Annotated in this window: 1 protein-coding gene; it reads left to right on the plus strand. The window is 71.0% G+C overall.

What is annotated here, in order from left to right:
• A partial coding sequence (locus tag NK1_RS00005; RefSeq protein ID WP_063006592.1) for a non-ribosomal peptide synthetase occupies positions 1-17,514 on the plus strand: 17,514 nt, incomplete at its 5' end.
• Positions 17,515-17,684 lie beyond the last annotated feature (170 nt).

A 17,684-nucleotide genomic window follows, 5' to 3' on the forward strand; every position in this document is an offset into this window, starting at 1 on the left:
CTGCGCCCGGTACCCGTCGGTGTGGCGGGTGAGTTGTACCTCGCCGGAACGCAATTGGCCGAGGGATATGTCGCCCGCCCGGACCTGACCGCGGACCGCTTCGTCGCCGACCCGTTCCGCGCCGGCGAACGCATGTATCGCACCGGCGATATCGCGCGCTGGCACGCCACCGGCGAACTGGAATACGTGGGCCGCGCCGATTTCCAGGTGAAGGTGCGTGGCCTGCGCATCGAACTCGGCGAAATCGAGAGCGCCCTGCGCGAATCCGAGGGCGTCGCCCAGGCGGTGGCCGTGGTGCGCGACGACCGCGACACCGGCGATCGGATCGTCGCCTACGCGGTCGCCGCATCCGGCCGTGACGTCGACGCCGACCGGCTGCGGGCCGACTGTGCCCGGCGGCTGCCCGAATACATGGTCCCCGCGGTGATCATGATCATGGACGCGCTGCCACTCAACGCGTCGGGCAAGCTGGACCGGAAAGCGTTGCCGGAACCCGCTTTCCGGGCGCGTGCCTTCCGTGCTCCCGGTACCCGAGCCGAACTCGCCGTCGCCGCCGTCTACGCGGAGCTGCTCGGGCTGGAGCGCGTCGGACTCGACGACGACTTCTTCGCCCTCGGCGGCAACTCGCTGACCGCCACCCGGGTCGCCGCCCGGCTGGGCGCCGAACTGGATGCCGAACTGCCGGTGCGCCTGGTCTTCGACGCGCCCGCCGTCGGTGCATTGGCCGCCCGCGCCGCGGAGTTCGCGGGCCGCGGCGCCGCCGTGCCGCTGATCGCGCGCCCGCGCCCGGATCTGGTGCCGCTCTCGCCCGCGCAGCAGCGCATGTGGTTCCTCAACCGGTTCGACCCCGGGCAGAGCGTGCACAACATCCCCGTCGCGCTGCGCCTCACCGGTGCGCTCGATACGGCGGCCCTGGAAGCCGCGCTCGCCGATATCGTCGCGCGGCACGAAACACTGCGCACGGTGTATCCGGATATCGGCGGCATCGGCTATCAGCAGATCCGGCCCGCCGACCACGTACCGGTGCTGTCGCGGCTGCACGGAAACGACATCGCCACGGCGATCGGCACATTCATAGCCGAACCGTTCGATGTGACCACCGAGGTTCCGCTGCGCGTGGCCCTGCTGCCCGTGCGATCGGAAAGCAGTGCGCCCGAACATATTCTGGTGCTTGTCGTCCACCACATCGCCGCGGACGGCTTCTCGATGGGGCCGCTGGCCCGCGATATCGCCACGGCGTACGCGGCCCGCAGCACCGGCACCGCCCCGCAGTGGCAGGAGCTGTCGATCCAGTACGCCGACTACGCGCTGTGGCAGCGCGAGGTACTCGGCGCGGAATCCGATCCGGATTCCTCGGCCGCGCGCCAACTGCAGTTCTGGCGCGATCGGTTGCGCGGACTCCCGACCCGGCTGGACCTGCCCACGGACCGGCCGCGCCCGGCCGTTGCCGGTCACACCGCCGCCACGGTCACCGTCGACTTCGACGCGCGGCTGCGAACCGGCCTGGACGAACTGGCCGGACGCTACGAGAGCACGCCGTTCATGGTGGTGCACGCCGCGCTCGCGGTGCTGCTCGCCCGGATGTCGGGCACCGGCGACATCGCCATCGGCGCACCGGTCGCCGGGCGCGGTGCGGCGGTCCTCGACGATCTGGTCGGAATGTTCGTCAACACCCTCGTACTGCGTGCCGAGATCCAGCCGGCGCAGCCGTTCTCGGCCGTGCTGCGGCAGGTGCGCGAGGGTGATCTCGCCGCCTTCGCCCACGCCGACATCCCGTTCGAGCGCCTCGTCGAGGTGCTCGACCCGCCACGTTCACAAGCCCACCATCCGCTGTTCCAGGTGGCGTTGTTCTTCCAGAACCTGAACCCGGTGACGGTCGAACTGGGTGAGCTGAGCGTCGGAGAGGTGCGCCTCGACACCGCGGTGAATCCGTTCGACCTGCAGGTCACCGTCACCGAACGCGAGATCGGATTCACGTACGCCACAGAGCTTTTCGATACCGCGACGGTGGAGAGCCTGGCCGCGCGGTTCCTGCGGGTGATCGAGGCGGTCATCGCCGATCCGCAGCGCGTCGTCGGCGATATCGACCTGTTCGCCGCGGGTGAGCGCGAGCGCGTCCTCACCGAGTGGAACGACTCGGCGCATATCGGTTTCGGGGCGGAACTGCTGCTCGACGAGTTCGAAGCGCAGGCCGCGACCGCACCGCGGCTGCCCGCCGTGCGCTACGTCCCGGACGACGGCTCGGCGCCGACCGTCCTCACCTACGGTGAACTCGACAGCCGCAGCAACCGCCTCGCGCGCCACCTCATCGCCGCCGGGGTGGGACCGGAATCGCTGGTCGCCCTGTCGATCCGGCGCTCACCGGCGTTGGTGGTGGCGATGTACGCCGTGCTCAAGGCCGGCGGTGCGTACGTCCCGATCGATCCCGACCATCCGGCCCAGCGCATCGCCCACATCCTGGATACGGCCCGGCCCGCGGTGCTGCTCACCACCACCGGCGCCGAGGTGGACTTCGAGGGCCCGACCGTCGCGGTCGACACCGTCGCGCTGGATGCCTACCGCGACGATCCGATCGCGGTGAACGAACGCCACAGCCCGATGTACGCGAACCATGCGGCCTATGTGCTCTTCACCTCCGGTTCCACCGGAAAGCCCAAGGGCGTCACCATTACCCACGCCGCGATCGTCAATCAGATGACGTGGATGCAGGCCGAGTACCGGCTCACCGCCGCGGACGTGTACCTGCAGAAGACCGCGACCACCTTCGACGTCTCGCTGTGGGGCTACTTCCTGCCGTTGCGGATCGGCGCCACCCTGGTGCTCGCCGCCCCGGACGGCCACCGCGATCCTGGCTATCTCGCCGACACCATCGCCGAATACGGCGTCACGGTCACCGATTTCGTGCCGTCGATGCTCAGCGTCTTCGCCGCCCAGGTCGCTCCGGCGCAGGTGCGGTCGCTGCGACAGGTGTTCGTCATCGGTGAGGCGCTGCCCGCCGAGACGGTGCGGGCGTTCGGCGCGATCAGCCCGGCGCGGCTGCACAACCTGTACGGGCCCACCGAGGCCGCCGTCTCCATCACCTACCGCGACGTCACCGGGGTGACCGACCGCCCGGCCCTGCCGATCGGCCGGCCCGAATGGAACAGCCGGGTCTACGTGCTGGATTCCCGGCTGCAGCCGACCCCGCCCGGCGTCGCGGGCGAGCTGTACCTGGCCGGCGCCCAGCTGGCGCGCGGCTACTACGGCCGCGCCGACCTCACCGCCGACCGATTCGTGGCCGACCCGTTCGAGGCCGGTTCCCGCATGTACCGCACCGGCGATCTGGTGCGCTGGGACGTCAGCGGTGACACACCCGAGCTGATCTACCTCGGCCGCACCGACTTCCAGGTGAAATTCCGCGGCCAGCGCATCGAACTCGGTGAGATCGAGGCCGTGCTCGCGGCGGTGCCCGGTGTCGCCGCGGCGGCCGTGCGGATCGTGGCGGCTCCGGGTGGCGACCACCTCATCGGTTTCGTCACCCCGGTCGGCGGATCCGCCGACCCCCGCATCGGTGACCGGGCGCGCGATGCGGCCGTCGCCCAACTGCCCGGATATATGGTCCCCTCGGCCGTGGTCGCGCTGGATGCGTTCCCGCTCAACGCCTCCGGCAAGCTCGATCGGGGCGCACTGCCCGATGCCGGTGACCCGCGGGTCGCGGCGGTCTTCGGCGGTGACGAATACCGGGAGCCGAGCACACCTGCCGAGCGGTTGGTCGCCGAGACCTTCGCACAGGTTCTCGGTATCGAACGCGTCGGCGCCGACGACGACTTCTTCGCCCTCGGCGGCAATTCGCTCGTCGCCACCCGGGTACTCGCCCGGCTGGGCGAGCGCCACGGCCGCCGCATTCCCGTCCGCATGCTGTTCGAACACCCGACCGTCGCCGGTCTGGCCGCCGCCATGATCGCCGACACCGACGGCGCCGCAACCGATCTGCTCGGCCCGGTCGCCGTCGAACGCCCCGACGTCGTTCCGCTGGCGCCGGTGCAGCAGGGCATGTGGTTCCTCAACCGCCTGGCCCCGGATTCGGCGGCCGACAACATCGCGGTCGCGGTCCGCATCCTCGGCGATCTGGACGAGGCGACCATGCACGCCGCCTTCACCGATGTGGTCGCCCGCCACGAGGCGCTGCGCACCTACTATCCGCTCGATGCCGAGGGCGCGGGCTGCCAGGTGGTCCTGGCGCCCGACCAGGCGCCCATCGCATTCGAAACTCTGGCCGGCGCCGCGGCGGAGCCGATCGCCGACTTCGCCGGACGCGGTTTCGACGTGACCGCCGCACCGCCGGTGCGGGCCCTGCTCGTCCGGGAATCCGAGACCAGCCACGTCTTCGTGGTGGTCGTCCATCACATCGCCGCCGACGGCTATTCGCTGAATCCGCTGCTGCGGGATCTGATCGCCGCCTATCTGGCCCGCCGCACCCGGACCGCGCCGAACTGGCCCGAACTGCCCGTGCAGTATGCGGATTACGCACTGTGGCAACGGGAGTCGCTGGGTGCCGCCGAGGCCGAACACCTGGACTTCTGGACCCGCACGCTGGCGGATCTGCCGGACGAACTCGCCCTGCCCGCCGATCGGCCGCGCCCGCCCGTGGCCTCGCGCCGGGGTGCGGTCGTGCGCGGTCGCATCGACGGCGCCGTCGCCGGTGCGGTTCACCGCCTCGCCAAGGCGCACGGCGCGACCCCGTTCATGGTCTGGCACGCCGCCCTGACCGTGCTGCTGGGCCGGCTGTCCGGTGGTGACGACATCGCCGTCGGCACCCCCGTCGCCGGGCGCGGCGCCAGCGCACTGGACGAGTTGGTCGGCATGTTCGTCAACACCCTGACGTTGCGGACGAGGCCACGGAGCACCGACAGCTTCGATGCGGTACTCGACCACACGCGGGCCGTCGATCTGGCCGCATTCGCCCATGCGGCACTGCCTTTCGATCGCGTGGTCGACGCTCTGGGAGTGGCGCGCACGGCGGATCGCAACCCGCTGTTCACGGTATCGCTGAGCTATCTCAACCTCGGCTCACAGACCCATGCCGTGCCCGGACTGATCCTCGAGCCGGTCGAGTTCGACCGTCCCGTGGCCAAATTCGACCTGCAGTTCACCGTGTCGGACGAACTCGACGCCGACGGGCATCTGCCGCTCGAACTCACCTACGCCACCGATCTGTACGACCCGGCCACCGCGGCGGGACTGCTGCGGCGGCTGGGCCGGGTGATCGGCGCGGCCGTCGCGGAACCGCAGCGCGCCGTCGGCGATATCGACCTGCTGTCCCCGGCCGAACGCGCGGCCCTGCTCGACGCCCGCCCTACCCCGTTCGTCGCCGCCCGCACCCTGGCGGAGTTCCTGGCCGAGGCGGCCCGGCGCAATCCCACCGGGACCGCGCTGTGCGGTGACGGCCGGGAGGTGAGCTACGCGGAACTGGATGCCGAGTCCAGCCGGTTGGCGCGGGTCCTGATCGAATCCGGCGTCGGCACAGAGGATTTCGTCGCGATCGCGATCACCCGCTCGGTGCGGTGGGTGGTGGCCTGGTGGGCGGTGGCGAAGGCGGGAGCCGCCTTCCTGCCGGTCGACCCGGACTATCCGGCGGAGCGAATCGCGCATATGCTCGCCGATTCCGGCGCGACCGTGGGCATCACGACCGTCGCCGACGCCGCCGCGCTTCCCGGCACGGTGCGCGCGATCACCGTCGACGCACCGGATATCGCTGCGCGCCTGCGCACTACCTCCGCAGAGCCGATCGCGGCGCACGAACTGCTGCGCCCGGTCCGGTTGCAGAATCCGGCATGGATGATCTACACCTCCGGCACGACCGGGAAGCCGAAGGGCGTCGTGGTGACCCACGGCGGAATCGGGGCGATCGTGACCGCGCATCGCCGGCACTATCGGATCGACTCGGGCGCGCGGGTCCTGCACGCCTCCTCGCCGAGCTTCGACGCCTCCATGCTGGAACTACTGATGGCCTTCGCGGGTTCGGCGACCGCCGTCATCGCGCCGGTCGGCGTCTACGGTGGCGATGAACTGACGGAATTGCTGTCAGCCCAACGGGTTTCGCACGCGTTCATCACTCCCGCGGTACTGCGGACCCTCGACCCCGCCGCACTGCCGCGACTGCGGCGGCTGACGGTCGGTGGTGAGGCCTACGGTCCGGACCTGATGGCCCGCTGGGCCGCGGATCGCGAATTCCACAACACCTACGGCCCGACCGAAACCACCGTCTTCGCGACCGTGAGCGCGGTGAAGCGTCCGGGCGACCCGCTGGATATGGGCGCTCCGATCGCCGGGATGTCGGCGGTGGTACTCGACGGGCGGTTGCGCCCGGTGCCGGCCGGCGTCACCGGTGAGCTGTATCTGCGCGGCCCGGGTCTGGCGCGCGGCTACCACGCGCGGGCGGCGCTGACGGCCGAACGTTTCGTCGCCGATCCGCACGGCGCGCCGGGCGAGCGGCTCTACCGCACCGGCGATCTGGTGCGCTGGGTCGCGCGCGGCGAGGAATACGTCGTCGAATACGTGGGCCGCTCGGATCACCAGGTGAAGGTGCGTGGCCTGCGCATCGAACTGGGCGAGATCGACGCGGTGCTCGGCGCGCACCAGTCGATCCAATTCGCCGCCAGCCTGGGCCATCTGGATGCGACAGGGGAGACGTCGCTGGTCGCCTATGTGGTCCCCGCGCCCGGGCACACCGTCGACGTGGACGACGTGGTGGCCCACGCCTCGCGCAGCCTCACCGCGTACATGGTTCCGGCCGCGATCATGGTCATCGACCGGATTCCGCTGACGCCGACCGGCAAACTGGATCGGAAGGCACTGCCGGAGCCGGTTTTCCGGGTCGCCGAATTCCGTGCTCCGCGCACCGCCGCCGAATCCACGGTCGCCGAGATCGTGGCCGGGGTGCTCGGCCTCGGCGAATCCCGCCGCCTCGGGCTCGACGACGACTTCTTCGCGCTCGGCGGAAATTCCCTCACCGCAACGCGTTTGGCCGCGCGGCTCGGCGCGGCGTTCGACACGACGGTGCCGGTGCGTGCCGTCTTCGAACATCCCACGGTGGCCGCGCTGGCGTCCGCCGCCGCGGCGCCGGAGGGCGCGCCGGCCCGGGTGGCGCTGACCCCGCGCGCTGTCGACGGGCCGGTACCGCTCTCGCTCGCCCAGCAGCGCATGTGGCTGCTCAACCGTATGGACGAACAGTCCGCCGCGTACACGATCCCGCTGGCCATGCGGCTGAGCGGCGATCTCGACGTGGCCGCGCTGAACGCCGCGTTCGCCGATGTGGTGGCCCGGCACGAGGTGCTGCGCACGCTGTATCCGCAGACCGAGGCCGGACCGGTGCAGGTGATCCTCCCCGTCGCCGACGCCTCGGCGCCGCGGCTGGCGCCGGTGCCGCTGCCCGGTGCCGACGTGCTCGATGCGGTATCGCAGTTCGTCACCGAGCCGTTCGACGTGACGGCCGCGGTGCCGCTGCGGGCCCGGCTGTTCGCCGTCACCGACGCACCGGGCAGCGAGTACGTGCTCGTCGTGGCCGTCCATCACATCGCCGCCGACGGTTCCTCGCTGGTCCCGCTGGCCCGCGACGTGATGACCGCCTACGCCGCCCGCCGCGCCGGGACCGCGCCCGGCTGGACTCCGCTGCCCGTCCAATACGCCGACTTCGCGCTCTGGCAGCGGGAGGTGCTCGGCTCCGAGGACGATCCGCAATCGCCGGCCGCCCGGCAGATCGGCTACTGGACGCGCGCGCTGGCGGGGCTGCCCGACCAGCTGGCGCTGCCCACCGATCGGCCGCGTCCGGCGACGGTCTCCACCGCCGGCGCCACCGTGGACTTCACCGTGGACGCGGTGACACACACCCGCCTGATCGAGATCGGCCGCACCCACGGCGCGACGCTGTTCATGGTGATGCACGCCGCCTTCGCGACCCTGCTGTCGCGGCTGGCCGCCTCCACGGATATCGCGATCGGCACGCCCATCGCCGGCCGCGGCGACGGAGCGCTCGACGAGTTGGTCGGCATGTTCGTCAACACCCTGGTGTTGCGCACCGAGGTCGATCCGGGTGCGGGCTTCGCCGCACTGCTCGCGGGCGTGCGCGACCGCGATCTGGCCGCCTTCTCCCATGCCGACATCCCGTTCGAGCGGTTGGTCGAGGTGCTGAACCCGGTCCGGTCGACCGCTCGGCATCCGCTGTTCCAGGTCGGCTTCTCCTTCCACAATCAGGCCGCCGCGGAGTTCGCGCTGGACGGATTGACGGTGAGCGCGGCGGATTTCGACACCGCCGTCTCGCAGTTCGACCTGCATCTGGTGATCACCGACCGCTACGACGCGTCCGGTGCGCCGCTCGGCATGGCCGCATCGCTCACCTACGCCACCGCGCTCTTCGACGCCCCCACCGTGGCCGGGTTCGGCGAGCGGCTGCTGCGGCTGCTGGACGCCGTCTGTGCCGATCCGGACCGGGCCGTCGGCTCGGTGGATCTGCTCGCACCGCAGGAGCGGGTGCGGATTCTGCGAACCTGGAACGATACGGCCGAACCAGGTTGTGCGACAACGCTTCCCGAGATGTGGAACGCGACGGTGGCCGCCGCCGGTACGGCACCGGCGCTGATCATCGATCGCGACGGTACCGGTGAAGCGGTGTCCTATGCCGAGCTGTCGGCGCAGGTCAATCGGCTCGCCCGGCATCTCATCGCGCTGGGTGTCGGCCCGGAGACGCGCGTGGCGCTGGCCCTGCGCCGATCCCGGGAGCTGATCGCCGCCATGTACGCGGTCAGCGTCGCCGGAGGTGCGTATGTGCCGGTCGATCCGGACCAGCCGGCCGAGCGGGTCGGCTACATCCTCTCGACCGCCGCACCGCTGTGTGTGCTGACCACCTCGGATATCGCACCGACGCTGCAGGACGAGACGGTGCGAGTGGTGGACGTCGACGCCGTACCGGATCTGTCCACCGCGCCGGTGACCGATCGGGACCGCCGCGCTCCGCTGCTGCCCCAGCATCCGGCCTATGTGGTCTTCACCTCCGGTTCGACGGGCCGGCCGAAGGGCGTCACCGTCTCCCATGAGGCGATCGTCAATCAATTGCGTTGGAAGACAGCGCAGTTCGATCTGGGCGCCGACGACTCGGTGTTGCTGAAGACCGCCTCCACCTTCGACCTCTCGGTCTGGGAATTCTGGTCCGCCGCCGTCTCCGGCGGCCGGCTCGTGGTCGCCGCACCGGACGGCCATCGCGATCCCGCCTACCTCGACGAGCTGATGCGGCGCGAGCAGGTGACCACACTGCACGTCGTCCCGTCGATGCTCGACGCGCTGCTCACCGCCTCCGGCGGCAGCCTGCCGCCCTCGCTGCGCCGCGTCCTCGCCATCGGTGAGGCGCTGCCCGCCACCACCGCGCAGCGCGTGCGCCGCGACAGTTCCGTCCGGCTGTACAACCTCTACGGCCCGACCGAGGCCGCGGTCTCGATCACGGTCCACGCGGTCGACGACACCGATACGGTGGCGGTCCCGATCGGCCGCCCGGAGGCCAACAGCCGGGTGTACGTGCTGGATTCGCGGCTGCTGCCGGTACCGGTGGGCGTGCCCGGTGAGCTGTATCTCGCCGGTGCGCAGCTGGCTCGCGGCTATCACGGCCGCGCCGATCTGACCGCGGAACGGTTCGTGGCCGATCCGTTCGAACCCGGAACGCGCATGTATCGCACCGGCGACGTGGTGGCGTGGAACGCGGCCGGCGAACTCGAATACCGGGGCCGCACCGATTTCCAGGTGAAGGTGCGGGGCTTCCGCATCGAACTCGGGGAAATCGAGGCGGCGCTGCTCGCGCTGCCGGCGCTCGCCCAGGTCGCCGTGCTGGCGGTCTCCGATCCGCGCACCGCCGACCGGCTGGTCGCCTACCTCGTGCCGTCCGCCGGGGATATCGATGTCGCCGACGTGAAAAAGGCGCTGGCACAGACACTCCCGTCGTACATGGTGCCCGAGGCGTTCGTCGTCCTCGACGCGCTGCCGCTGACCGTGAACGGCAAGCTGGACCGGGCCGCGCTGCCCCGCCCCGCCTTCGAGGCGACGGCCTACCGCGCCCCCGCCGGCCCGGTGGAACAGACCATCGCCGACATCTACGCCGAGGTGCTGGGATCGCCTCGGGTCGGTGCCGACGACGATTTCTTCGCCCTCGGCGGCAATTCGTTGCTGGCCACCCAGGTATCGGCCCGCCTCGGCGCGGCCCTGGACGCCCGGATCCCGGTCCGGCTGCTGTTCGAGGCATCGACGGTGACCGCGCTCGCGGTGCGGGTGGACGGCCACATCGGCTCCGGCGGCCGCACGGCGCTGACCGCCGGGCCGCGGCCCGAGGCGCTGCCGCTGTCGCTGGCACAGCAGCGGATGTGGTTCCTCAACCAGTTCGAACCCGAATCCGCGGCCTACAACGTGCCCGCCGCCGTGCGGCTGCGCGGTGAGCTGCGGGTCGACGCCCTGCAGCAGGCGGTACTCGACGTGCTGGACCGACACGAGGTGTTGCGCACCGTCTATCCGCAGACGGCCCAGGGCGTCGTGCAGCACATCCTGCCCGCGTCGCAGGTGGGCGCGGATCTCACGCCGCGGCCGGTCGGCGCGCAGGAGGTCGCGGCGTGCATCGCCGAGCTGGCCTCGGCCGGGTTCGACGTGAGCACCGAGGTGCCGATTCGCGTTGCGCTGCTGCGGCTTTCGGCCGACGAACACGTGCTGGTGGTCGTGGTGCATCACATCGCCGCCGACGGCTGGTCCATGCGGCCGCTGACCCGCGATGTGATGCTCGCCTATACCGCCCGCCGCGCGGGCGAGACACCGCACTGGTCCCCGCTGCCGGTGCAGTACGCGGATTACGCGCTGTGGCAGCGGCAGGTGCTCGGCTCGGAAGACGATGCGCGAAGCCTGATCTCGACGCAGGCGCGCTATTGGCGCGAGCAGCTGGCCGGTCTGCCGGACGAGGTGAATCTGCCCGCCGATCGCCCGCGCCCGGCCGTGCAGTCCGCGCGCGGCGGCCGAGTGGTGTTCCCCCTCTCGGGGCAGCTGCGCGCGGATCTGGTCGAGCTCGGCCGCGCGCACAACGCGACGCTGTTCATGGTGGTGCACGCCGCGTGGGCGCTGTTCGTGGCACGGATGGCCGGTACCGACGACGTCGCCGTCGGCACCCCGATCGCGGGCCGCGGCGAGGCCGAACTCGACGACGTGGTCGGCATGTTCGTCAACACCCTCGTGCTGCGCACCCGGGTGCCGGGCGAGGTGAGCTTCGCCGAATTGCTCCGCGCCGCACGCGATACCGACCTGCAGGCGTTCGGGCACGCCGATCTGCCGTTCGAGCGGTTGGTGGAGCTGGTGAATCCGGAGCGCTCCACGGCACGCCATCCGCTGTTCCAGGTGATGCTGACCTTCCAGAACCTGCCGCAGCGCGATATAGCACTGCCCGGTCTGCGGGTCGAGGCCGTCGATTTCGATTTCGACGCCGAACAATTCGATCTGTCGCTGACCGTGCAGGAGACCGGGGAGGGGCTGCTCGCCGACCTCTCGTACGCGCGTGATCTGTTCGACCACATCACGGTCGAGTCGTTCGCCCGGCGCTTCACCGGACTGCTCACGGCCGTGGCCGCCACCCCGGAGCGGACCGTCGGCAGCCTGCCGCTGCTGTCCGAGGCGGAGTACGAGCAGTTCACCCGGATGGACGGCGGCCCGGTCCTCGCCGGCGGGCTGCTGCCGGAGATCTTCACGCGCGGCCTGCGTCACGGCGCCGACCGGGTCGCGGTGCGCGTCGACGGCCGATCGGTGACCTACGGGGAGCTGGACCGGCAGTCCTCTCGGCTGGCCCGCCTGCTCATCGACGCGGGCGTCGGCCCGGAGCGGTCGGTGGCGATCGCGCTGCCGCGCTCCTACGAGATGATCGCCGCGGTCTGGGCGGTCGCGAAGGCCGGCGGCGCGTACGTGCCGGTCGATCCGAGCTACCCGCCCGATCGGGTGCGGCATATGGTGGTCGACTCCGCCGCCGTAATCGGTATCACCACACGGGAATTCGCCGCCGATCTGCCCACGGCCACCACCTGGTGGGCACTGGACGAGGAGACCACCGCCGCAGCCTGCGCGCGCCGCTCGCCCGATCCGATCACGGACGCCGACCGCCTCCGTCCGCTGCGCCCGGACAATGCCGCCTACACCATCTACACCTCGGGTTCGACCGGTCTGCCGAAGGGCGTGACCGTCACGCACCGGCGGGTCGCCAACCTCGCCGCCCATGCCACCCGACTGTGCCGGGTGCAACCGCGGCACCGCTTCCTGCACGTCTGCTCGCCGAGTTTCGATCAGTCGCTGGAGGAGTGGCTGCTGACCTTCGGCAGCGGGGCCACCCTGGTCATCGCGCCGCCGTCGGTGCTGGGCGGACAGGAACTCGCGGATCTGCTGCGTGACGAGCGGGTCACCCACACCATGATCACCCCGGCCATGCTGGCCACCGTGGATCCGTCCGGACTGCCCGACCTGGAGGTCGTCGGCGCCGGCGGCGATGCGACCACGCCGGAACTGCTGGCCAGATGGCAGCCCGGCCGCCGCTTCGTCAACAGCTACGGCCCGACCGAGGCCACCATCTCCTCCGCGTACGCGGTGCTGGTCGCGGGCGTGCCGATCACCATCGGCACCCCGGTGCCGGGCACGACCACGCTCGTGCTCGACGCGCGTATGCAGCCGGTGCCGCCCGGTGTCGCGGGTGAGCTGTACGTCGTGGGCGAGGCGCTGGCCCGCGGGTACCACGCCCGGGCGGGGCTGAGCGCCGGACGTTTCGTCGCCTGCCCGTGGGGTGCGCCCGGCACCCGGATGTATCGCACCGGCGACCTGGTCCGCTGGATCGTCGGCGGCACGGGTGAGTGGGAGCTGGAATATCTGGGCCGCACCGACTTCCAGGTCAAGGTGCGCGGCTTCCGCATCGAACTCGGCGAGATCGACGCGGTGCTCGCCGGTCACGACGACATCGATTTCGCGGTCACCCTGGGCCGCGAGACCCCGGCCGGTGCCACCGCACTGGTGTCGTATGTGCGGGCGGTGCCGGGACGTTCGATCGATCCGCAGCAGGTGACCGCCTACGCCGCGCGCAGTCTGCCGTCGCATATGGTGCCGGCCGCGGTCGTCGTCCTCGACCGCGTGCCGCTCACCCCGGTGGGCAAACTGGATCGAAAGGCATTGCCGGAACCGCAGTTCCAGGCGCGGCCGTATCGCGAACCGGCCACGCCGCAGCAGCGTCTGGTCGCCGCGGTGCTGGCCGAGGCGCTCGGTGTGCCCCGGGTCGGCGCCGACGACGACTTCTTCGAACTCGGCGGCAACTCGCTGATCGCCACCCAGGTCGTCGCGCGCCTGGGCGCGCGGACGGCGACCCGGATCCCGGTGCGCACGGTGTTCGAGGCGCCGACGGTGCGTGCGCTGGCCGAACGGCTCGCCGCCCACGCCGGTACGACGAGGGTCGAGCTCACCGCCCGGCCCCGGCCACAACGGATCCCGTTGTCGCCGGCCCAGCAGCGGATGTGGTTGCTCAACCGCATGGATCCCGCCTCCGCGGCCTACAACGTGCCGTTCGCGGTACGCCTGACCGGTGCGGTGGACGCCGCGGCACTCGAGCTCGCCTTCGCCGATGTGGTCGAGCGGCACGAGGTCTTGCGGACCGTCTACCCGCAGGCCGACGACGGACCGTTCCAGCAGATCCTGGCCGATGCAGACGCCCAGTTCACGGTCGGATCGGTGACCGCCGACGAGGTGGAAACCGCAGTCGCGCAGCTGCTTTCGCGTCCCTTCGACGTCACGCGTGACATTCCGGTGCGCGCGGCACTGCTGCGGGTCACGGATACCTCCGAGCACATCGTGGTGCTGTCGATGCACCACATCTGCGCCGACGGCGCCTCGGCCGTGCCGCTGGCCCGGGATCTGCTGACCGCCTACGCGGCGCGCACGGCCGGTGCGGCGCCGCAATGGTCCGCGCTGCCGGTGCAGTACGCCGATTACGCACTGTGGCAGCGCGAACTGCTCGGCCCGGAGGACGATCCGGGGTCGCTGGTCGCGGGTCAGCTCGCGCACTGGCGGTCCGCCCTCGCGGATCTGCCCGAACAGCTGCCACTGCCCACGGACCGGCCGCGCCCGAAGGTGCAGTCGCTACGGGGCCGGGCGCTGACGTTCGAGATCGGCGCCGAGCGGCATGCCGCCCTGCACCGGTTGGCGCGGACCCGGCACGCCTCCCTGTTCATGGTGGTCCGCGCCGCGCTGTCGGTCCTGCTGGGCCGGCTCGCCGCCACCGAGGATGTCGCGATCGGCGCGCCGATCGCGGGCCGAGGTGAGGCGGAACTCGACGACCTGATCGGCATGTTCGTCAACACCCTGGTCCTGCGGGCACGGGTCGCGCCGCAGGCGTCGTTCGCCGAGTTGCTCGACCAGGTGCGCGAGACGGATCTGGCGGCCTTCGCCAACAGCGATGTGCCGTTCGAGCGGCTGGTGGAACTGCTCGATCCGGCCCGGTCGACGGCACGGCATCCGCTGTTCCAGGTGGGTCTGTCGTTCCAGAACCTCAATCGGACCGAGGTGCGGCTGCCCGGCGTGATGGTCAACGAACTCGAGATCGACACGCGCACATCGCAATTCGATTTGCACTGGTATCTGACCGACACCTACGACGAGCAGGGCGTCCCGGCGGGCATCTCGGCCGCCGTCACCTACGCCACCGACCTGTTCGACGCGGCCACGGTGCAGCGGTTCGTGCAGCGCTTCCTGCGGGTGATCGACCGGATCGCCGCCGACGCGGAGATCGCGATCGGCGATATCGACCTGCTGGACGACGCCGAACGCACCCGCATCCTGGTCGACTACAACGACACCGCGCGCGAGCTGCCACCCGTCTCGGGCAGTGACCACCCGGACACGCTGACCGCCCGGTTCGCGTCCGCGGTGGCCGCACATCCGGAGGCGGTGGCACTCGCCGAGGATCGCTCGGGAAGCGCTGTGGCACAACGGGTTCTGACCTACGCAGAATTCGATGCCCGGAGCAACCGGCTGGCGCGGTATCTGATCGGCCGCGGGATCGGCGCCGAGCAGCGGGTGGCGGTGGCGCTGCCGCGCTCGGTCGAACTGCTGGTCGCCGTCTACGCGGTACTCAAGGCCGGCGCCGCCTACGTACCGATCGATCCGGATCAGCCGGAGGAGCGCATTCGGCACATCCTCGACACCGCAGCGCCGGAATGCACACTGGCACTGACGGATTCGACGATCGACGGCGCGCTCGCCCTGGATCGGCTGGACCTCACCGAATACAGCGACGCCGCCGTCACCGATGCGGACCGGGTGCGCCCGTTGCGTCCCGAGACCATCGCCTACGTGATCTTCACCTCCGGGTCGACGGGCCGCCCGAAGGGTGTGGCGGTCAGCCACCGGGCGATCGTGAACCGGTTGCTGTGGATGCAGTCGGAATATCGGCTCGACACCGGCGATGTGGTGCTGCAGAAGACGCCCGTCACCTTCGACGTATCGGTGTGGGAGCTGTTCTGGCCGTTGCAGGTCGGAGCGAGACTGGTGCTGGCCGCACCGCAGGGGCACCGCGATCCCGCATATCTGGCCCGCCTGATCGCGGCCGAATCGGTCACCACCGTGCATTTCGTCCCGTCGATGCTCGCGGTGTTCGTCGCCGAGTCGGCGGCCGAGGCCGGTAACTCGCTGCGGCGGGTATTCGCCTCCGGCGAGGCGCTACCGCCGGCGGTGGCGCAGCGGTTGCGGACGCTGACCGGCGCCCGGTTGCACAACCTCTACGGGCCGACCGAGGCGGCGGTGGACGTGACGTACCACGAGGTCACCGATGCCGACACCGCTGTGGTGCCGATCGGCCGGCCGGTCTTCAACACCCGTGTCTACGTGCTCGATTCGCGTCTGCGCCCGGTGCCCGCGGGTGTCACCGGCGAGCTGTACCTCGCCGGAACCCAGCTAGCGCGCGGCTATCTCGCGCGACCCGATCTGACCGCGGACCGGTTCGTGGCCGACCCCTTCATGGGCGGGTCCGGGGGCATTGATGCAGCGGGCGGGTCCGGGGGCATGGGCGCAGCGGGCACGGGCGGGGAACGCATGTACCGCACCGGCGATCTGGTGGTGTGGAACGCCGACGGTGAGCTGGAGTACCGCGGCCGCTCGGACTTCCAGGTGAAGCTGCGCGGGTTGCGGATCGAGCTCGGGGAGATCGAGGCGGCGCTCGTCGCGCAGCCCGAGGTCGCTCAGGCCGTCGCACTGGTGCGCGGCGACGACGGTACCGACCAGCAGTTGGTGGCCTATGTGGTCGCCGAGGCGGGGCATGCCGTCGACGCCGATCGACTGCGGAGCGAACTCGCGCGGCGTCTGCCCGGCTACATGGTTCCGGCGGCGGTGGTCGTCCTCGACGAACTTCCGGTGAACGCGTCCGGCAAGCTCGACCGCCGCGCCCTGCCGGCGCCGCCGCGCGCGGTGCGCGCATTCCGCGCGCCGCGGACCCCGGCCGAGGCGCTGGTGTGTACCACCTTCGCCCAGGTCCTGGGTGTGGAGCGGATCGGCTTGGAGGACAACTTCTTCGAATTCGGCGGTACCTCGCTCTCGGCGACCACGCTCGCGGCGCGGCTGAGTGCGGCCCTCGGGCGACAGGTGCCGGTGCTGACGCTGTTCACCGCGCCGACGCCCGCGGCAGTGCTGGCCGAACTGGACCGGGCGTCCGGCGAGGTCGATCCCGATGCCGCCTTCGACGTGCTGCTTCCGTTGCGGCGCAACGGTATCGGCGAGCCGCTGTTCTGTGTGCATCCGGTCGGTGGCGTCGCCTGGTCGTTCGCCGGCCTGGCCGCCTCGGTGCAGCGGCCGCTCTACGGCCTGCAATCGCCGGCCCTGAGCGGGGAGGACCTGCCCGGCACCGTCGAACAGTGGGCACGGCGTTATGTCGAGGCGATCCGCTCGGTGCAGCCGGAAGGGCCCTATCACCTGCTGGGCTGGTCGCTCGGCGGTGTGCTCGCCCATGCCGTCGCGGTGCAACTGCAGGACGAGGGTGAGCGGGTCGGCCTGCTGGCCGTGATGGACAGCCGGTTCGGCGAACCGGATGCCGACGGGTCCGAGCCGGTCGCGACGGCGGAACTGCTCGGCGGTTTGCTGGGGGAGCGGTTCGAGGAGTTCGGCGACACCATGCCGGACGATCCTGCCGCGATCCTCGCCGCGCTGCCCGAACCGTTCGCGTCGCTGGGCCGGGAGCGGATCACCCCCATCCTCGAGGCGGCGCTGGGATCGGTCGATCTGGCCGCCGCCTACCGGCCCCGGATCTACCGCGGTGATCTGACGTACTTCGTCGCCGCCCACGACGCCTCGAGCGAGCCGGCCGCCGAACGGTGGATACCGGCGGTCAGCGGCACGGTGCGGCGCCACCACCTGCCCACCACCCACTGGCGCATGACTTCCGCGGAATCGTTGCGACGCATCGGCGCGGTAGTCGGCGAATACCCGGACGGCGGCGAAACGGCCTGACCCGCATCGCTTGTCGCCTCATCAGCCCGGAGCCGATCAGGTTCCGTGCGGCCCTCGGGCGCCGGTCCGGCGTCCGCGGTTCGCGACCGTGAAAGGAAGAAGGAAGAAAGTATGGACGGCACTGTCGACTACGCCGCGATCATCACTCAGGTGCTGAGCTTCCTCAGCTC

It is taken from the genome of Nocardia kruczakiae NBRC 101016 (assembly GCF_001612965.1).
GTDB lineage: Bacteria > Actinomycetota > Actinomycetes > Mycobacteriales > Mycobacteriaceae > Nocardia > Nocardia kruczakiae.